The sequence below is a fragment of the Calditrichota bacterium genome (genome assembly GCA_016867835.1).
In the GTDB taxonomy this organism is placed as follows: domain Bacteria; phylum Electryoneota; class AABM5-125-24; order Hatepunaeales; family Hatepunaeaceae; genus VGIQ01.
Window position 1 is genome coordinate 1 of sequence record VGIQ01000049.1, and the last position, 19,546, is coordinate 19,546.

Here is a 19,546-nt window from a genome sequence, read left to right on the forward strand (position 1 = left end):
TCAAGAGATAACTCGATAGTCCGACTAATTCCCAAAAAGCATAGATGATCAACAGATTATCGGCTAACACCAGCCCCAGCATCGAAAAACTGAAAAGCGACAGAAATGCGAAGAACCGATGATATTTCGGATCGCCGTGCATATAGCCGACGCTGTAGAGGTGCACCAACGCCGACACGAGCGTTACGACGACCAGCATCATCAGTGCGACATTATCGATGACGATACCGATCGCCAGGCGGTAATTCCCCCACCGCAGCCAGTCGAAACTCCATTCGACCCTAAACGCCGGGTCGTAGTGGCCTAACAAGCAGGTGAAGAAGAGATAGAGCGCACCTGCCAGTCCGCTCCAAATGGCAAGCAGGCTGACCCAATCGCCGCCTCGCGGAAGCCGCTTCCCCGCGAAGATGACGACTCCGAACGCTGCCAGCGGTGCCAGGAGGATGTAAAGTGAGAGCGGTATCATCAGCCCTTCATCAGCGAGGCTTTGTCAACTTCGGCTGTGGCTTGGAGCCGATAGAGATTCAGGAAGATCGCGAGCGCAACAGCGGCTTCAGCGGCAGCGATGATCATGATAAACAGTGCTGCCGCCTGCCCGTTCAGGTTGCCGCCGTTGAACCGGCTGAAGGCGACGAAGTTCAACCCGGCCGCGTTGAGGATCAATTCAACACCCATCAGGACCGAGACACCGTTCTTGCGGGTCATCATCGCCAACAGCCCCAGTATGAACAAAATGGCGGAGATGATCAGGTATGTGGTGAGGTGGTTCATAGCGCCAATTTTCACCACAAAGACCACAAAGTTCACGAAGGTATGGATAAATCTCTTGTGTTCTTTGTGCTCTTTGTGGTAGAGTTTAATCTTCCCTTCGGTAGAATCTTGCCAGCCGCATTGCACCGACCAGCGCCGCGAGCAGCAGCATCGACGCCACCTCGAACGGCACCAGATAGTCGGTGAGAAGTAGCCTCCCAAGCCCCTTTGCGGTGGGTTGTGCCCCCCCGGCGGCAAACGCCGCTTCCCCCCCGGTTACCGGGGGGGAACTAAGGGGGGGGAGACCTTTCCAATCCGTCCCGTATATCATTCCCACCAGCCCCGCCCCCAACAGCGCTGCCGGCACGAGCGCGATGAACCGCTGGTGGGTCTGCTGCGGGATGTCGAGCGACGTGATCTTTGCGGTCAGGAAGACGCCGAAGATGATCAGCGTCAGGATGCCTCCGACGTAGATCAGCACCTGCGACGCTGCCAGGAAGTCCGCGCACAGGTAGAGGTATAGCGCCGCCACCCCGAAGAACGTGCCTAACAGCGCAAACGCCGAGTAAATGATCCTCCGGTGGAAGACCACCACACACGCCGACCCGATCGTCATCGCGACGAAAAGGTAGAAGATGATGTGTTTGAGTATTTCCATTTTATCTCAAGTCTCATCATTCCGGCGAAAGCCGGAATCGAGATGACTAATGCGCGTAGCGGCGGATTCCAAGCCGCCGATTCCTGTCGGGCGACTTGGAAATCTCCCTTACGCGGGCTAAGTTCACTACATTAGCGCGTTAGAGTGAAAATGACGCCGAAACTACAAACTACAAACCCTCTCAGATCAGCACTTACCTGCCTGAGATACACTATCATGAATCATTACGATTCCTAAAGAGATCAACTTCCCGAGGTTCGATTACATCCTTCATGGAAGACTTCACAACATGATCTATAATGCTTGTGCGATTAATAACCTTTCTTAGTGTAGCATGGTTCATCCAATCACTATTCCATAGAGATGAATTATCCGGACTAGATTGATCTACCACATCGCAAAGAGGCATCCCAAGTCCAAACTTCTGGCCAGATGTTATACTGATGCGTTGGAGCCAAATCTGCATGAATCCAGTATTAGGATGACGTTCGAAACGATCTCTCAAAGAACTGAGAATTTTGAGACGGAGATCACTCCCAAGTAACTTTAGTAAAGCACTGATGATAGCGCTACAAATGGGGTAGGTTCTCGGATTTCTCAACGCTATATCAACTGTAATAGAAATGAGAATCTCAGGATCTTTAATCGTGCCTTTCTTTCTAAGTGCATTTACATCAAGTAACTTTCCATCTTTTTGGAACTCTTTTCGATAAAATTCAGTCAAAAGTGTTGTAACACTCCCACTATTAGGAAATTCCAATGAATGACTATGAATGAATAAGAGCTTCTTCTGTGGGTTATTATCCAAACCGCCTCGCTTGAACAGCGCAATCTTATCTGCTTTAACTGATTCACTTATAACATTACTACTTCCGCGTGTTTTAGATACTGAAAGACGGAGTCCATACTCTTGCAGTGTCTCTGATAGTGCTTTCAACACTTCTTCGCCTACATCTTCCGAAAACGTAAGAATACGGTAATCATCTACATATCTAAGCACTTTATAATCGACGACATTGTCTTTACTCAATCGACGCTCGAGTTCTTTGTCGCAAGCCCTCAAAACAATTTCAGCAATGAAATTCATTAGCGCTGAACCCTGTGGAATACCATTAGTCTGGCCATTATGCATATCCCGGAGGCAAGAGTCAATAATATTACCAATGAGAGATTTATCATCACGATTTTCAGGCTTTTTCATAAACGGCTTTCCGTGTATAGCCCATGAGATAGAATGGGTATATATTTCACTATAGCAATTAGCTATATCAGCATGAAAAATATGCTCCCATTCAAGCGCGTGCTTCAATGAAGCTTGCTCAATACCATCCCACCACTTCAGTATCTGTTCTGCTTTTCTATTACGTCTCCCTAACGACTCCACCGGAATGCTAAGACATTGAATACGATCATCACGGGAAGAACTAAGAGTCGCTAACAATAACTTCCAGTTCTCAGAAACTGTAATAGCATTGACTAACTTGAGGTAGAGTGCAGGATGAATTAACTGCAAAGGCCTCCATGCGTATTTACCATCCTTGTTGCTTAGTATCTTGTAATTCACCTTCTCATACGAATTAGGCTTGCCATTCCAGCCATCACTGTGACTTTCGATATATTTACTAACTACCTGAAGCAGGGATGTAAAGTTAAAATACTCCGGTAAGTCATTATTGAAGTAATTTTCAGATTTGAGAAAGAAACTTCTCGCCTCAGTTGCCGACATTTTCAACAGTGACTTTGATGCTCGAGTATTCGCCATTTCTAAACTCCGCGCTGAATAGTTCGCGTCTGAGTGTTGTGGTACTTCACTTTCACTCCTTTCCTTCCTTCATCTCCTCTCCCTTCCCTTTCCTCACTTTCGCCCCCGCCGCTACGGGCGCGCTTGCCGCCCTCGCCGCAGCAGCCGCCTTTTTCCGTTCCTCCTCCTTCTGCAGCAGTTCGTCACGCTCCGCTTTGCTGTAGATGGCGAACTCGCGGAACAATTCCGCGCGCGAGTGCGACACCACCTCGACCGGCTGCTCCCAGCGCAGCGACCGCGTATCGCAGGCTTCGACACAGAGTCCGCAGTAGAGGCATTTCGACATGTCGATGTCGAACTGGACGACTTCGATCTTCTTGGGTTTGCCGTCGGGCAGGATCACTTCGGGCAGCGACGGGTCGCGACGCACCCCCTTGATGGTGAAGAGATGCGCCGGGCAGACCTTCTGGCACGAAAGGCAATACCCGCACTCTTCGATGTGATTGACCAGCCGCGCCCGCGTCCGCGGGTGCATCGGCAACTCCTCGCGCGGATACTGCACGGTGATGGTCGGCTCGAAGAGGTGCTTGAACGTCACCCACATTCCGAGAAGGACCGTGGAGACGCCGGTGTATATGTCTTTGAAGTATGGCAATCGAATGTAAAATGTAGAATGTAAAATGTAGAATGTAGAATGTAGAATGTAGAATGTAGAATGTTAATATAATGTAACTTAGATCAACCGCGCCACGTCGGACTGTCTTTGGCGGTCTTGATAGATGATACAATTATAGCGACGATTTCCGTTGCCTCGTGGATCGCGGCTTCGCCTTTGTCCTTCGCAAGTATACCCGATTCGACCAAAAGTTCGAACCAATAGACGCTTTCGTCACATTCCTCATGAACGATGCCAAGTTTGGAAACGAAATCGGCTTTGGATCGCGCACAGTCAGCGGCACGATAGTTGGCTCCAACCGAACAGGCTGAACGAATGAGTTGACGCGCGAGAATGTCGGCTGTTCTCCCCTTTGGCAGACTTTCACATAAACGAATTGTTGCCAGCGCAAATCGCTTTGTCCTTGTCCGCAAATCTTCGGGTGGGTTCTTGGCTTTACTAAGCAATATTGGTCCTTTCTCCATTTTACATTTTACATTTTACATTTTACATTCTTCCCAGCGCCACCCACAGCGCCAACAGCAGCACGTTCGCGAAACTGAACGGCAGGAACACCTTCCAGCAGATGTGCATCAACTGATCGACCCTCAGCCGCGGCAGCGTCCACCGCAGCCACATCTGAACACTGACCAGCAGTATCGCCTTGCCGCTGAACCAGCCGAGCCCGACTACGTTATGCCAGATTGGACTGACCGAAGAGGGCACATCGAGCACTTTAAGAGGCGCATACCAGCCACCTAAAAAGAGCGCCGTCGCAACTGCTGCCACGACGAACATATTGGCGTATTCCGCTAGAAAGAACATCGCGAACCGCATCGCCGAATACTCGACGTGGTAACCCGCCACGAGTTCCGACTCGGCTTCGGGAATGTCGAACGGCGTCCGATTGGTCTCCGCCAGCGACGCCCAAAAGTAGATCACAAAAGCCACCAACACCAGCGGCGGATACTTGAAGAGCGTCCAATGCCAGAACCCGCCGGCCTGCGCGGCGACCAATTCCCCCATCGAGAGCGATCCCACGATAAGGATCGGCACCAGCAGCGAAAGCCCGATCGGGATTTCATACGACACCATTTGCGCCGCCGAACGCATCGCGCCATAAAGCGCCCATTTGTTGTTCGATGCCCAGCCCGCCATCAGGATGCCTATCACCACCAGCGACGAAACCGCCACCAGATAATAGACCCCGATATTGAGATCAGTGCCGATCAGGTGCGCTGCAAACGGGATCACTGCAAACGACGCCAACGTCCCGGTGAAGACGATGTAGGGCGCCAGTTTGAAGAGCAGCCGGTCGGCGGCTTTCGGGATGATGTCCTCCTTTAGGAGCAACTTCAACGCATCGGCGATGGTCTGCGACCAGCCGTGCCAACCGCCGGTCTCCATCGGGCCGAGGCGATCCTGCATGTGAGCACTGATCTTCCGCTCCAGCCAGATCGCCAGCAAGACGAAGACCGAGACAAAGCCGACGACGCCGACGGCGAATGCGACGCTAAGTGCTAATGTGAGTATTTGTGGTGAAATGTCCATCGTTATTAGATCAATTCCGCGTAGGGCGGAATTCCGATTCCGCCGTTAAACGCGCCTAAGGCGCGTCATTCCCGCGCAGGCGGGAATCCAGGCGATCAGTCACCACTCGGCGCTTCATTCCAAAAGGTGTTGAAGACGTAATTATGAGATTGTCCTATTGCCAGACATTCATACTTTGCTGTATACTTTGGACTCATGTTGACCCCGCCAGCATTGAGGCCAAGGTCTTGTAGTAAAGATACTGTACCGAAGTAAGCTTCGTACGAGTCTTCTTCAACCGCAAGCACCAGCCATGCAGGTACCGCATCAAATTTCTGGGCAGCATTTCTTGCATGCATTTGCGCAACTTCGGGATTTTGACCCAATTTGTAACGGGAATTTATCCTCGGCTTAGGATACCTTGATGTAACTCGCTCCCATTTGTTCCGTGCTTTCACGCTGATGACATATTTCGTTCCATCTCTCTCTGCCAGAAAGTCGGCAAACTCTTGATTCATGTTTGCATCATTCAAATTGACGATGCTTTTGAATCCCGCCCTTGCAAGAAGGGAGTATGCTTCAAGTTCACCAATTTTACCGAGTATGGTTCGCTTCTTCACATCTTCTTTTGTTATCTGCATATTTCACCTTAAGGTTATTGCTTGGTTGAATGCACTTGCTTGCCCTACTGGATTCCCGCCTGCGCGGGAATGACGAATGGCGGGATCGGAATCCCGCCCTACGCGGCGAACATCCTCAGTCTTACTCATCGGTCTACTTCTCCCAAGACAATATCTATTGAGCCAATCAGGGCGACCATGTCGGCTATGAGAAGTCCGGGAGAGACCGCCGGCAGCACCGAGAGCGTGCAAAACGACGGCGCGCGGCACTTCAGGCGCTGAGGCTTCGCCTTCCCATCCGAGACGATGTAGAACCCTAACTCCCCCTTCGGCGATTCGGTCCGAAAATAAAGTTCCCCTGCCGGCACCTTGGCAAAAGTCTTCGGGATCGCCGCCAGCACGTCGTCTCGTTCCATCCGCTCGAGGCGGTCAAGCGCCTGCTCGACGATCCGCACCGACTGCTCCATCTCCTTCACCCGGACGATATACCTGTCAAAGCAGTCGCCCAGCACGCCGACTTCGCCCCTGCCAACCGGGATCTCAAAGTCGTAGTCCTCATAGCCGCTATAGGGATCATTGCGGCGCAAATCCCACTTGACACCGGCACCGCGAAGGTTGGGGCCGGTTACGCCATACCGAATGCAGAGATCGGCCGGAATGACTCCCACCCCTGCAAGTCGCTCGACGAAAATCTTGTTGTAGGAGAGAAGGTCGTTCAGTTCCGGAATCTTGGGCTGAAAATAGACGAGGAACTCCCGCACTTTTGCCAGCCAGCCGTCCGGATAGTCGTGCGTTACGCCGCCGACGGTGATGTAGTTGTAGAGCAGCCTACCGCCGCACAGTTCGTCGAACAGGTCGAGGATGTGCTCCCGCGCCTGAAAGAGCAGCAGAAACGGCGTCCAGGCGCCGATGTCGAGCCCATAGGTTCCGATGGCGACGAGATGGCTGGCAATCCGATTCAGTTCCGCGACCAGGATGCGGATCGTCCGCACTCGCTCTGAGACCTCAATATTGAACAACTTTTCTGTTGCGAGCGCATAGCCGAAGTTGTTGTTCATCGCGCCGAGGTAGTCGAGCCGGTCGGTGTAGGGCACGACTTGCGGCCATTGCATATTCTCGCAGACCTTCTCGAAGCAGCGATGCAGATAGCCGATATGCGGCGTCGCGGCGACGATCATCTCGCCGTCGGTCACCAACTCGAGCCTTAGCACACCGTGCGTGGCGGGATGCTGCGGACCCATCTGCAGGATCATCCGCTCGCCGTGGACGATCTCGGCGTCAGGGGCTGCCGCTTCCCATTTCTCGAGCGTCGGCCCGAGCGGAATGTTCAGTTCCTGATTTGACACTTTCGCTCTTTCAGACTATCGCGATAGAGCACTTACGACTCAGCCCGGCTGTCCGGCGTCGTCGCGCCGCCCGGGACGTTGACCGTCACCGGTATGCCGTGATACCAGAGCGGCGGCTGGTAGTCCTTTCGGAGTGGATGCCCCTCCCAATCGTCCGGACAGAGTATTCGCCGCAGATCGGGATGTCCGTCGAAGCGGATGCCAAACATGTCGAAGGCTTCCCGTTCGTGCCAGTTAGCCGCCTCCCAGATCGGGGTAACGCTCGGCACAACCGGATCCTCTTTGGACACCTTCACGCGTAAGATGATCTTATGGTCATTGGGCATCGAGTAGAGGTGGTAGATCGCCTCCAAGCCACCATCGCGCTCAGCCCCGGAAAGGCACATCAGGCAGTCGAAAGCCATATCCGGATGATCGCGTAGAAGCATCGCCATCGTAGAAAGTTGCCCGGCAGGAACCGTCACCGTCGGCAGCGCTCGTGTTTCGTCGAACTCGAGCCCTGCGTCGGGTAGAGCATCCGACAGGAACCGGAACATTTCAGCAGTTGTCATTTGTGACTCCCGTCTTTTGCTGACTGATTATTACGCTTGTCGGGCCATGGTCTCGCGCTCGATCTTTTCGCGCAAGCGCAGGAAGCCGTCGATAAGCGCTTCCGGTCGCGGCGGGCAGCCTGGAACATAGATATCAACCGGGATAATCAGATCGACGCCTTTGATGACATGATAGCCATATTCCCAGTAAGGCCCTCCTGAGTTGGCGCAACTGCCCATCGCGATCACATACTTCGGCTCCGGCATTTGCTCGTAGAGTCGCTTGATCCGCTCGGCCATCTTCACCGTCACCGTGCCCGAGACGAGCATGCAATCCGACTGCCGCGGCGTCGGCCTGAAGAAGATGCCGAACCGATCGAGGTCGAATCGCGACGCGCTCGTCGCCATCATCTCAATCGCGCAGCAGGCCAGTCCGAAGGTTATTGGCCAGAGCGACCGTGAACGCGACCAGTTGAAGACCTTGTCGAGCGATGTGATCATCACGTTCGGCCCGTATTGCCCCTCGAGTATGCCCATTATCCTGCTTCCCCCGGCGATCCCTGCCCGGCGTCAGGCGTTGCATTTGCAGGTCGCCTTATCGTCCGTGATGCGCCACTGGACGGTTTGATCCACTCCAAGTCCCCCTTCCCCCAGACATAAGCCAGCCCTACCGCCAGAATTGCAAAGAAGACCGCCATATCAATCCAGGCAAAAAGACCCAATTCGCGCAGATTGAGCGCCCACGGAAAGGTGAATAACACTTCGACGTCAAAGACGAGAAAGATCAACGCTATGACATAGAACCGCGTGTTGAACCGGATCCAAGGCGACCCGACCGGCTCTTCGCCGCACTCATAGGTCGATTCCTTGACCGGACCCGGCTTACGGGGTGCGAGCAGCCGGTTCACAACCAGCGCGGCCAAAACGACCAGCGCACCGGTTGCGAAAAAGATGAGTATGGGGGTGAACTGCATTTGAATCACTTTTTACGCACGAGTCAGCCTCATCGGGCGGCTCATCGGACTCCCCAAGTTTGCAACAACCGGGCCATCAAAGTCAATACTTGCTTCTCCATCAGCCAACCCTCTAAATCACCCGTATGCGTTATTTCGCACAGCCAGGCCATTGGGCTCCCCAACGTGCGGTGGCTATAGGAATGCCCCCAGACTATCTCTATATTATGTTAATGTACTGCATAGCGCACACTCATTCGCAGTTCAACCTGGCATCCCCGACCCGATGAACCTCTGCTCCGTGCGTCCCCATCTTGTCGCGCTGCTGCTATCGACTTGCCTGTCCCAACTCATGGCAGTTCCGTCCCGTCTGGGAGTGCCTGAACCGGTATATTCGGCCGGCGTCAACGAGCCGTCGCCGATCTTCGCCCGTCGTGACGCCCCCGACCTCGAAGGCGAATGGCGCTGCCTCGTGATTCTGATCGACTTCGCCGACTACCCCTGGGATCACCGCGAGGATGAGAACTTCCCTAACGACGACCTGATCTACACCGACGATCATATCCGGGAGATGCTCTTTTCGGAAAACTCCTTCCGCTATCCCGGTTCGCGAAGCCGCTACACCGGCTCGATGCGGGACTATTACACCGAGGTCTCGGGCGGCCTCTTCACCGTCACCGGCACCGTCACCCGGTGGTACCGCGCACCCCAGAACTACCGTTATTACTGCAACAGCGACGGCCAGGCCGGGACTGACGACGATTACGGCTTCGGCTCATACCCCCGCAATGTGCAGCGTCTGGTCGAAGATGCCCTCGCCCTCGCCAACGAGGATCTCGACCTTAGCGTCTTCGACAACGACGGCGATGGCGTCGCCGAAGGCCTGTTCATCGTTCACGCCGGACCCGGCGCAGAGGAACTCCCGGAAGAAGTCGGCGCCGACTACATCTGGTCTCACAAGTGGTCGATCAACGAGCGGCAATACGACGGCGTAACCTTCTCGACCTATACCATCGAACCGCAAACGGGACTGATTGGCGTCTTTTGCCACGAGTTTGGCCACGCCATTGGCCTGCCCGACCTTTATGATACCGATGACACCTCGGAGGGAGTCGGAGAGTGGTGCCTGATGGGCGGAGGCGCATGGTGCCGCAAGTATGGCGATCCCGAAGGCTCGACGCCGTCGCACCTTTGCGGCTGGGCCAAGAAACGGCTCGGCTGGGTCGAGGTGGTCAACATCGACCGCAGCCAGGAAGGCCTTCAGATCGCGCCCGTCATTGAGAGCGGCGTTGTCTATCGACTATGGACCGGCGGTGCTGCCGGACGCGAGTACTTTCTGCTCGAGAATCGCCAGCCTGTCAATTTCGACGCCGGACTCACCAGACGCCAGTTCGACCACAATCTTCGTAGTCCCGAGGGCTTGCTCATTATGCATATCGACGAGACGCGCTCGTCGAACCGCAACGATGCCCGCCGCCTTGTAGATATCGAAGAAGCCTCCCCGGTCCTGCACGATGGCGAGCCTTTTGAGCAACTGAATGGCCGTCGCGTCCGCCCGGCAGACCGAAATCTCTACAACCCCAATCGCGGCGACGATGGAGACCTCTGGCCCGGCTATGATACTACCGCCGAAGACTCTACCGATTGGGCGGGCGAGCGCGTCCGCAACTATTTCGGTGCCTATAGCGTCCCGTCCAGTCACCGCAATACCGGCGAGCCGACCGAAGTCGAAGTGAGCAATATCCAACTGATCGATGGTATCATTCGTTGTAATGTCCGGGTCTCCGCACCCGACGGTCCCGTGCTGAGCCTGTACCGAACTAATCTAACCGATCCGGACGGCGATGGTGACGGGCGCCTCGAGAGCGGCGAAGCCGGTCTCTTACGAATCGTTCTCGCCAATAACGGTAACCGCACAGCGCAAGAGATCTTGGCGCACCTCGTGACGGACTCGCCCCTTTTCGAAGTGGTTATCGATTCGATTCACTTCGGGGATATCGACCCGGGACGCAATCGGGCAGGAGAGACAGAGTTCCTGCTCGCACTAAGCGACACGGCTCCAGCCTCGGGATTGGCAGACTTCGACCTTCTGGTGCGAGGAACCGACGGGATGCGGGCTATTGAATCTCGCTTCACCTTTGCCGTCGCCTACGGCAATCCCGATCAGTGGTTCAAATTCGATTTAAGTCCTGTAATGTCGGCGCGGGATGGCTCATGGGACCGCTTTGGTGCTGCGCTTCCCTGCCTGTTGGTGGAAGACGGCGTCCTGAAGTGCTGGTATGTTGGCGTAGGGGGTGGCGAAGCGCCGGTGGAGTGGGAATTCGCGGTCGGCTATGCTGAAAGCGATGATGGAGGTCGCACCTGGCAACGGCGCGCTATGCCGGTGATGCGGCCTAATCCGAACCTCGAGTGGATTTCGCGCGGTATTATGGGCTTCGACATCCTTCGGACGCCTGAGGGATATCTAATGGCAATGATTGGCATGGAAGCCGACGGCAACCTCACGATTCCAGCACTGGGAACGGCTCGATCGGACGATGGACTTGAGTGGGAGATCGCTGCCGAGCCATTCATTCGCGGCGCAAATGAGTGGTTTGACGAACTGTCTCTCTTTGGCAATCTCAGCCTGAACCACTCGGAGAGCGGTTTCATCTGCGACTTCGGAGCCGTCGATACCAGCGGCGTCCAAGCCATTGGTCGAGCAAGGTCAGATGTCGGTGGGGAATGGCAAGTCCAGCCCGAGCCGCTCCTGCTTCCTTCGGGCGACGAGGAGTCCTTCGATGAATCCGGCCTATTCTCACCTTCCATCAAGTTGGATGGCGACTCAGGACTACTCTATTATCTCGGCGCCGACGCGGAAGGCAACTATCGCCTCGGCGAAGCGGCGGTTCGCTACGAGGATTTGCTGACGCGCAGAGCAGGCGCAGCCTGGGGCGGAGCAGTGCTGGAACTGAGCGAAGAGGGCGTTGAGCGTGATGGTATGCTCCTCGGCGCCCGCGCTTTCGAGTGGGAAGGCGAACCCCGCTTGCTCTATAGTTACCTCTCGATCGTAGGAGGCGGCGAAATGAGACCCGTCTTCAACATCAGCCTCGCCACCCGAGGCGTCCGGCTCGATGCCCCAAGTCCTGGCGAGACCGCGCCCGAAATACCGCGCACCCTTAGTATGATTTCCATTGCGCCCAATCCCTTCAATAGCACAGCGCGCATAGTGTTCGAACTGCGCCGATCCTCGGAGGTATCCCTCACGTTCTCCGACCTGCTCGGTCGGAGCATCCTCGATCAGAACATAGGCCCGCTGCCCGCTGGAAGGAACGCCTTTATATGGCATGCCGGGCGCGCTCCCGCCGGGCTATACTTTGTTACGCTTTCAGCGGGCGGCGAGCGACACTCGGGCCGGTTGATATTGCTCAAATAGTGCGATTATGCATCACTACAACTACATGTTTGCCGCATTCATTGCGGCATTGCCAAGATAAATCGGGGCAAACTGCGCTTTGTGTGAGACCTGAGCAGTGAAGCCCGATCCACCAGGGACCGGGCTTCCTCATTCCTGTCGGGGCGACTGGATTTGAACCAGCGACCACCTGAACCCCATTCAGGTACGCTACCGGACTGCGCTACGCCCCGGGCTTTCTTCCGACCTGTAAGATAATCTCTCCGCTATCGCTCATCAATCATTCGGCGCAGTTCAAGCAGCCCTTCCCGGATTTCCCCGGCCATCGCCGCGTGAACCGGTACAGGTCTGGCGTTCTGTTTCACCGTCGCCTCGCGCAAATAGCGCCGGGCGCCTTCGATGGTGTAACGCCGCTCATATAGCAACTCTTTGATCTTCTGCACCAGAGCAATGTCGCCATCGCGATAGAGCCGCTTGCCGCCGCGGTTCTTGCGCGGTGAAAGTTCGCGGAATTCGCTCTCCCAGTAGCGCAAAACGTGCGGCTCAACTCCGGTGAGTTGGCTCACCTCGCCGATGGAGTAGTAGAGTTTAGCCAGCGGGCTTGAAGGCAAGAACGCTCCCTTGCGTTGCAGGATGGACCGCATCCAACGCTTGAAACAACTTTCCCAATATAGCGTCCCTTCAGCCCTTGGACAAGCCGTTCTCCCTCCGCGCTCGCGGCATTTCAGCAAGGTATGGGACTCCATGCTGCGTTGCAGCTTGGCGAGAGCCTGCTACTGCAATTTCGACTGAAACAACGTTTTCCAGAGTATAGTCCCGGCTGATGCCCGGTTGACGAACCGGCGCCCGAGCCGTCCTCCATAATAGAGCGCCCCCTGCCGCCCTACCAGTCGTAGTGCCTGACTACGGGTCGCCGGCTGATAGACGGCATCGGCAACGATGAGCGAAAAGTCCGGCTCAACGGCATTACTCCTTGTCGGAACAACCGCTCCAGAGTATCCCGCTTCCCGGGACAAGTCTATGATCTTGCTATCGTAGCGTCCAAAAGGAAAGGAGACCCACGGACAGGCCTCTCCGGTGATCTCCTCTATAACGGCTTTGCCCTGAATCAACTCTTGCCGGGCTTCGTCGTCGGTCAGGTGGGTCAATGCGCGGTGAGTCATCCCGTGTGAGCCGATTGTCCATCCGGCCTGGACGAGACGGCGAATCATCGCGCTGCCCAAATGCCGGTGCCGACGCCCCAGCAACTGATGATCCCAACTATTCTCCAGTCCGATATAAGCTCCCGGCAGAAAGACCGTCGCTTGAAACCCCAGTTGCTCCAGGACCGGCAGCCCATTCTGAAAGATACCCTCATATCCATCATCAAAGATCAGATGAAACACCCGCTCACCGGCTTTTTCGCCGGGCAGAACCGTCGTCCATCCGGCATCAGCGAGCGCTTTCATCTGCCGTTCAAATGCAATCGGGGTCACCCAGGTGACCCCGACTTCCCACTCATTGGTAATCTTATGATAGAGAAGTGCCGGGACGTCGCCCATTAGATCCCCGTATGCCCGAATCCGCCATCACCACGCTGAGTGGGGGGAAGTTCCTGTGTCTCTTCCCAAGCAACCCGTTCATAACGGGAAATGACTAGTTGCGCGATCCGGTCGCCCCGTCGGACGACGAACGGCTCGGGGCCGAAGTTCGTCAAGAGGATCGTCACTTCACCGCGATAATCGCTGTCAATGGTGCCGGGTGCGTTCAATATTCCGATCTGGAACTTGCGCGCCAGCCCGCTGCGAGGTCGCACCTGGCCCTCGAATCCTTCCGGAATCGCCACTGCAATACCGGTCGGTATCGCAACAGTCTTCCCGCTAAATATGACAACCTCACTCTCAACCGCGGCTTGTAAGTCTATGCCGGCTGCGCCGGCACTTCCGTAGTGGGGAAGCGGCAAGCCTTCCGAATGGGGGAGCCTCTTGATCGCAATCTTCAGATGAATCTCCCCTTCATATACTCCCCGATCTGCCCATAAGCGCGTCTGAGCGTCTCCTCGGGAGGCAGGAAGACGACCCGAAAGTGATGCGTCCCCGGCTTCTGTCCAAACCCGCTGCCGTGCACGACGACAACTCCGGTCTTCCTAATGAGTCCTTTCACCCACTCCTCATCCGAGTCCTCGATCTCTATGCGCGGGAAGGCGTAAAACGCCCCGCCCGGTGCCACACAGGATACGCCTTCGATGGCATTCAACATCTTCACCGTCAAGTCCCGCCGTCGGGTGAGGCGGGCGTTCAAATCGGCGAGGTGACTCTGATCGCCATCGAGCGCAGCAGGGATCGCAGTCATTATCGGATGATTGGCGCATAGCCGTGCCCGCAGCATGCGGTTGACGCCTTCAAGATAGTCTCCCCACCGCGACCGTTCGCCCGATACAATCCCCCAGCCGATCCGCAGTCCCGGGCCGATATAGTTCTTCGAGAGGCCGTTGAAGGTGATGATGGGATGCTTGTCGTCGAGCGCCGCCGGAGAGACGTGCTCCCGGCCATCGAAGAGGAGTTGGTCGTAGATTTCGTCCGCGAAAAGGACGAGGTTATGGCGCCTTGCGATTTCAAGCAAGCCTTCAAGCAACTCTCGCGAGCAGTTCGCACCGGTCGGGTTGTTCGGATTGATGACGACGATGGCCTTTGTCCGGGCATCGACCTTACCTGCGATGTCGTCCAAATCGGGCTGCCAGTTGTCCTCTTCTTTCAAGTAATAGGGGTTCTCAACTGCCTGCAGTTTCGCCAGAATAGCGGTGTAGAGCGGATAGCCCGGCATCGGCACCAAGACGTTATCGCCCGGCTCGAGCAGGCCCGTCAGACAGAGTTCAATCGCCTCACTGGCGCCGTGAGTAATGAAGAGGTCCTGGATTCCCCGAAGGCCCTTCCGTTCGGCGTAGCGGCGAACAGCCTCCCGGGCTTCACTCGTCCCCGACGAGGGCGCATAGCCGTTCAGGTTGTCTCGAAGCGCCCGGGTGATGGCCTCGACGATGTGAGGAGGAGTGGCGAAGTCGAACTTGTTGGGGTCGCCGATGTTGAGGTAGAGCATCGCCCGGCCGGTGCGGGCGACCTCATCCGCGACGAGCGTTACGTCGCGGACGGCGTAGGTGATATTGTGGGTGCGGGTTGCGGAAAGGATGGGGGATGAAGATGGCAAGAGGACTCCGACTTGCGGCTTGAAGCCAATTCCAAATGCGGCCTTTGGATGCCCTTAGCGAATGATCACTTGTTGAAGCGCCCTCCTTCAACGAATGAATAAGCCTCCAGTACTGATGGCATTCCAGCTGGTTGGCGATCAGTCAATTTCCCCACCAAGATCAAGCCCACTCGCCCTGCGGACTGCAACCCGCTACGCATTAACAAGTAAATCGACGCCAGCAATAGTGTGATGGAAGCGAACGCCAGAAGCGGAAGAGATGTCGATACGACTAGCCAAACTAATGAAACGGTGAACCTCAAATGCAACTGCTCAAAGTGCTTCCTCGTTTGCTCTTCACCTATGCCATTAAGTAGAGAGAGCAGTTCAGCCTGATACTCATCGCCGTTCTCTTTTGTAAAGCCGAGGCGCTTCCCTAAGAGACGCAAAACCAATAAGTCGAACAACCGGATCCGATTCGAAAAGCGTATTGCGCCATTGAAGAGGGTTCTGAAGTGAATGTAGGCCGGATGATCGAACCCCAGGTTTTCACTGGCTATGTAGTCGAATAGTTCGTCACGAAGTGCAAACACCCTCTGTCTGAAGGCGTCGCGTTGCAGCTCCTTGACGAATAGGTGCCAGACCAACCCAAGTCCCAGCAAACTGAAGAGTAGCAATAAAGTAGCAAAGAGCTCATTACTCATCGCTATCTGTCTTCGCTTTGGGTGTTGCCCATTTCGGAGATGCCGCTGCTTGAACGATTGAGATCAATCTGCTTCTCGAGATTGATGACATGTGGTTGCTTGGCGGCTATTGACTTCTTTCTAAGATACCGCTGTCTCTGCCATATGCAATGCTGAGGATAGTAATAGCCCAAGAGATGCTCAAAGACCATCGAATCGATAACTCCATTTTAATGAAGTTACTATGAAGTTCTGCGATCACAACAGCCAATGTATGTTGCCCGCGAAGGCCTTTGTGTAGATCCAATGATCCAAAGTGAGACAACCAAGCATGCTAGATTGAGCATATGTCTAATCAAACCTGCGACGCGCTCTAATCTAGCGAAGCGAAAGGCTTGTTCGTCTGCGCGTAATTTCTTGTTCATAATTAACCTAAGTATGCAATAGCTCGCCCGCCTAATTCGGCCTGAGCGTCGTCGTCAGCATCGGTTGGTCGAGGAAGAGCGTCCGCGCCACGGCTTGCACATCATCGGCAGTCACTCCCTCGATCCGCAAAGTTACCTCATCAAGCGAATACATCCGTCCGGTGTAGATCTCCATTTTGGCGATCCGCTGCATCCGGCTGGTGGGAGACTCGAGGCTCAGCAGCAGCGAACCCTTCAACTGGTCCTTGTTGAAGTTCAACTCCCGCTTCGACACCGGCCGTGCCGTCAGGTCGTCGATCTCGCGCTGGATGAGCCGCAGCGCCTTTTCAGCCCGCTTCGGCTCGGTTCCGGCATAGACCCCGAAGACGCCGGTATCCTCGTAGGTGTCATTGAACGAATAGACTGAGTAAGCCAGCCCGTGCCGTTCGCGCACTCTTTGGAAGAGCCGCGACGACATCCCGCCACCGAGGATCGTATTGAGCACCAGGAGCGCATATTTACGTTCATCTTGATACCGGAACGACCGGCAGCCGATTACGATGTGCGTCTGCTGGGTCGTCGTCTTTAGGTCCTGCCGCGAGGTGGTTTCGTTCGGTGGAGGTGGAGTTGCCCGCGGCGGCAGGCCGTTGTCGGCTCCTCCGCCTATACGCCGTTGAACCAATTGCACCAGCCAGTCGTGATCGATCCGTCCTGCAGCGACGATTACCGTCCGCCCGTTAAGGTAATGCCGGTCGCGATAAGCAATCAGTGCGCTGTGATCGATCCGCGCCAACGCCTCCCGTGTCCCCAGGACCGGCCGTTCGAGGGGGTGTCCCCGATAGACCTGCGCCATGAAATGCTCGAAGACGATGTCATCGGGGGTATCTTCAACGTTTTTCAATTCTTCAAGAATTACGCCCCGCTCCCTATTCACTTCGTCGGAATCGTAGAGCGAGTGCGCCGTCATATCGAGCAGCACATCGACTGCCACCGGCAGTTGATCCTGCACGATATGTGCATAGAAACAGGTCGATTCCTTCGAGGTGAAGGCGTTCAAATGCCCGCCACGACCTTCGATGGCACGAGCAATCGCCGCCGCCGACCGACGCTTCGTTCCCTTGAAGTTCATATGTTCGAGGAAGTGCGAGATCCCGGAAAGATCCTCCGGCTCGTCGCGGCTGCCGGTGTCGTAATAGACCCCGATCGAGAGGCTTCGCACCGAGGGCATATCCTCGGTTACGATCCGCAGGCCATTCGGGAGGGTGGTCTTCCGATAGCCGTTGGAGACCGTTAATTTGATGTTGGAGTTAGCCATTCAAACTTCTCACAGAGACGCGCGAGAGCGCAGTGTCCAGCGCCTCACACGTCTCTGCGAGAGTCCTTACTTGCTGTTACCGGCGGAACCGGCCGCCGTCCCGACCACCACCGTTGCGGCCGCCCCGATGGTCGTCGCGCGGCGGACGCCGTTCCCGTGGAACGTCGTTCGCCGGGTCGTAACCCGCCAGGAGCACTTTGCGCGAGAGGTCGAGTTTGCCATCGGCTTCAATCTTCAGCAGTTTCACTTCGACCTTGTCGCCGACCTGGAAGTAATCTCCCACCCGATCGACACGCTTCAGATCGATCTGCGAGACGTGCATCAAGCCTTCGGTTCCGGGCAGGATTTCGACAAACGCGCCGAAGTCCATGATTCGCTTGATCGTCCCGTTGTAGATCTTGCCGACTTCGGGCACCGCTGCGACCAGTTCGACCCGCCGCCGCGCTTCCTCGCTGGACGGTCCGTCGGTCCCGCCGATCCGCACCGTCCCGTCATCTTCGACGTCTATGGTGCAGCCGGTATCGGCGATGATCTGGCGGATGTTCTTTCCGCCGGGGCCTATGAGGGCGCCGATCCGGTCGGTCGGTATCTTAAGCGTGATGAACTTCGGCGCAAAGGGGCTGATGTCCCCGTTTGGCCGGTCGATGCAGCGATCCATCGCGTCCAGGATCTGATGCCGGGCGTCGCGCGCCTGGGTCAGCGCCTTCGACATGATCTCCGGTGTGATCCCCTTGATCTTGATGTCCATCTGGAAGGCGGTGATGCCGTCCCGCGTCCCGGCGACCTTGAAGTCCATGTCGCCGAGGTGGTCCTCGTCGCCCAGGATGTCGGTCAGAATACGGTAGTCGTCGCCCTCCTTGATGAGGCCCATTGCGATGCCCGCGACAGCCTTGTGCACCGGCACCCCGGCATCCATTAGAGCCAGCGATCCGGCACAGACGGTTGCCATCGATGATGATCCATTCGACTCAAGGATCTCGGACACTACCCGCACCGTATAGGGAAACTCATCCCAATCGGGCAGCACTGCTTCGAGTGCGCGCTCGCCCAACTTCCCGTGACCGATCTCACGCCGGCTGACGCCGAACGAGTTCTTCACCTCGCCCGTCGAGTAGGGTGGGAAGTTGTAGTGGAGCATATACTTCCGGTAGCCGTCCTCGTCCAGGTTGTCGATTTTCTGTTCGTCTTCCTTGGTGCCGAGGGTAACTGCCGACAGCGCCTGCGTCTGGCCGCGGGTGAAGAGCGCCGAACCGTGAGCGCGGGGCAGGAGGCCGGTCTCACAGGTAATCTCCCGGATGTCGGTGTCCTTCCGGCCGTCGATGCGGAAATTATCCTTCAGGATATTGCTGCGCACTTCGCGCTTGCTCATCTCCTTCAGGAGCGCTTTCACTTCGCCTAATTTGGTCGTTTCGACACCGGTCTCGGCAACGATTCGGTCGAGCAGAGCGCTGTTGCGCTCCTTACGCCGGGCTTTGTCAGTCTCACGGGCGATGGCGCGAACCTCCGCTTCGGCGATGGCGGTTACCTTGGCGGCCAGTTCCGCGTCCCGGACCGGCGGCTCGAAGGCTCGCGGCGGCTTCCGAATGCCGTCCAGGACCGCCTCCTGGAACTCGACGATCTTCCGGATGTGCTCCTGCCCGAAGAATATGCCGTCGATCATCTCCTGATTCGAGGCTTCCCGGGCATGCCCTTCGACCATCGTAATCGCATCGCGACTGCCGACGACGTAGAGGCTCAGTTTCGATTCGTCGTTTTGTCCGTTGGTTGGATTGATCACATACTGGCCATCGATCAGTCCCACCCGCACC

The 19,546-nt window shown here is 56.0% G+C and carries 20 protein-coding genes and 1 tRNA gene; 1 reads left to right on the top strand and 20 read right to left on the bottom strand.

Annotated features, from left to right (window positions below; translation table 11 throughout):
- From FJY67_06675 to FJY67_06730, 12 genes are all read right to left on the bottom strand, one after another.
- Positions 1 to 466: NADH-quinone oxidoreductase subunit L (locus tag FJY67_06675; GenBank protein MBM3329140.1), on the bottom strand; the 466-nt coding region annotated here is incomplete at its 3' end.
- Complete coding sequence (gene nuoK / locus FJY67_06680) at positions 466 to 771, bottom strand: NADH-quinone oxidoreductase subunit NuoK (protein MBM3329141.1); 306 nt, start codon at positions 769 to 771, stop codon at positions 466 to 468. The genes FJY67_06675 and nuoK, both read right to left, overlap by 1 nt.
- 85 nt (positions 772 to 856) lie before the next feature.
- The gene (locus FJY67_06685) at positions 857 to 1,408 is read right to left on the bottom strand and encodes an NADH-quinone oxidoreductase subunit J (GenBank protein MBM3329142.1); all 552 of its coding nucleotides are present in this window, start codon (positions 1,406 to 1,408) and stop codon (positions 857 to 859) included.
- A 214-nt stretch (positions 1,409 to 1,622) separates the two neighbouring features.
- Entirely contained in the window at positions 1,623 to 3,170 is a 1,548-nt protein-coding gene (locus tag FJY67_06690) for an RNA-directed DNA polymerase (protein ID MBM3329143.1), read from the bottom strand.
- Between the two features lie 52 nt (positions 3,171 to 3,222).
- Positions 3,223 to 3,804 carry a 4Fe-4S dicluster domain-containing protein gene (locus FJY67_06695; GenBank protein MBM3329144.1) on the bottom strand — a complete coding sequence of 194 codons (582 nt, stop codon included), beginning with the start codon at positions 3,802 to 3,804 and terminating at the stop codon, positions 3,223 to 3,225.
- Positions 3,805 to 3,887: 83 nt separating this feature from the next.
- Positions 3,888 to 4,289, bottom strand: a complete 402-nt coding sequence (locus FJY67_06700; protein ID MBM3329145.1) for a four helix bundle protein — start codon at positions 4,287 to 4,289, stop codon at positions 3,888 to 3,890.
- A gap of 22 nt (positions 4,290 to 4,311) precedes the next feature.
- Complete coding sequence (gene nuoH / locus FJY67_06705) at positions 4,312 to 5,355, bottom strand: NADH-quinone oxidoreductase subunit NuoH (protein ID MBM3329146.1); 1,044 nt, start codon at positions 5,353 to 5,355, stop codon at positions 4,312 to 4,314.
- Between the two features lie 95 nt (positions 5,356 to 5,450).
- Positions 5,451 to 5,975, bottom strand: a complete 525-nt coding sequence (locus tag FJY67_06710; GenBank protein ID MBM3329147.1) for a hypothetical protein — start codon at positions 5,973 to 5,975, stop codon at positions 5,451 to 5,453.
- Positions 5,976 to 6,100: 125 nt separating this feature from the next.
- Positions 6,101 to 7,225 carry an NADH-quinone oxidoreductase subunit D gene (locus tag FJY67_06715; protein ID MBM3329148.1) on the bottom strand — a complete coding sequence of 375 codons (1,125 nt, stop codon included), beginning with the start codon at positions 7,223 to 7,225 and terminating at the stop codon, positions 6,101 to 6,103.
- Between the two features lie 107 nt (positions 7,226 to 7,332).
- Positions 7,333 to 7,851, bottom strand: coding sequence for an NADH-quinone oxidoreductase subunit C (locus FJY67_06720; protein ID MBM3329149.1), 519 nt, complete (start codon positions 7,849 to 7,851; stop codon positions 7,333 to 7,335).
- A 30-nt stretch (positions 7,852 to 7,881) separates the two neighbouring features.
- Positions 7,882 to 8,367, bottom strand: coding sequence for an NADH-quinone oxidoreductase subunit B (locus FJY67_06725; GenBank protein MBM3329150.1), 486 nt, complete (start codon positions 8,365 to 8,367; stop codon positions 7,882 to 7,884).
- Positions 8,367 to 8,804 (bottom strand): NADH-quinone oxidoreductase subunit A, encoded by a 438-nt coding sequence (locus FJY67_06730; protein MBM3329151.1) that lies wholly within the window; start codon positions 8,802 to 8,804, stop codon positions 8,367 to 8,369. Before FJY67_06730 ends, FJY67_06725 begins: the two co-directional genes overlap by 1 nt.
- A gap of 265 nt (positions 8,805 to 9,069) precedes the next feature.
- Between FJY67_06730 and FJY67_06735 the strand changes: the two genes are divergently transcribed.
- Complete coding sequence (locus tag FJY67_06735) at positions 9,070 to 12,198, top strand: M6 family metalloprotease domain-containing protein (GenBank protein ID MBM3329152.1); 3,129 nt, start codon at positions 9,070 to 9,072, stop codon at positions 12,196 to 12,198.
- Between the two features lie 138 nt (positions 12,199 to 12,336).
- Here FJY67_06735 and FJY67_06740 read toward each other — a convergent pair.
- The 8 genes from FJY67_06740 to FJY67_06775 all read right to left on the bottom strand — a co-directional run.
- Positions 12,337 to 12,410 (bottom strand) — tRNA-Pro (locus tag FJY67_06740).
- Positions 12,411 to 12,443: 33 nt separating this feature from the next.
- On the bottom strand, positions 12,444 to 12,821 hold the full coding sequence (locus FJY67_06745) for a MerR family transcriptional regulator (protein ID MBM3329153.1): 378 nt from the start codon (positions 12,819 to 12,821) through the stop codon (positions 12,444 to 12,446).
- Between the two features lie 129 nt (positions 12,822 to 12,950).
- Positions 12,951 to 13,718, bottom strand: coding sequence for a polysaccharide deacetylase family protein (locus tag FJY67_06750; protein MBM3329154.1), 768 nt, complete (start codon positions 13,716 to 13,718; stop codon positions 12,951 to 12,953).
- Positions 13,718 to 14,158: a dUTP diphosphatase gene (locus tag FJY67_06755; protein ID MBM3329155.1), complete on the bottom strand. Its 441-nt coding sequence runs from the start codon at positions 14,156 to 14,158 to the stop codon at positions 13,718 to 13,720. The genes FJY67_06750 and FJY67_06755 overlap by 1 nt, the downstream gene beginning before the upstream one ends.
- A complete protein-coding gene (locus FJY67_06760; GenBank protein ID MBM3329156.1) occupies positions 14,155 to 15,249 on the bottom strand; it encodes an aminotransferase class I/II-fold pyridoxal phosphate-dependent enzyme in 1,095 nt (364 codons plus the stop codon). The genes FJY67_06755 and FJY67_06760 overlap by 4 nt, the downstream gene beginning before the upstream one ends.
- 173 nt (positions 15,250 to 15,422) lie before the next feature.
- Positions 15,423 to 16,040, bottom strand: a complete 618-nt coding sequence (locus FJY67_06765) for a hypothetical protein (protein MBM3329157.1) — start codon at positions 16,038 to 16,040, stop codon at positions 15,423 to 15,425.
- Between the two features lie 435 nt (positions 16,041 to 16,475).
- Positions 16,476 to 17,738 carry an insulinase family protein gene (locus FJY67_06770; GenBank protein MBM3329158.1) on the bottom strand — a complete coding sequence of 421 codons (1,263 nt, stop codon included), beginning with the start codon at positions 17,736 to 17,738 and terminating at the stop codon, positions 16,476 to 16,478.
- Positions 17,739 to 17,814: 76 nt separating this feature from the next.
- A partial coding sequence (locus FJY67_06775) for a polyribonucleotide nucleotidyltransferase (protein MBM3329159.1) occupies positions 17,815 to 19,546 on the bottom strand: 1,732 nt, incomplete at its 5' end.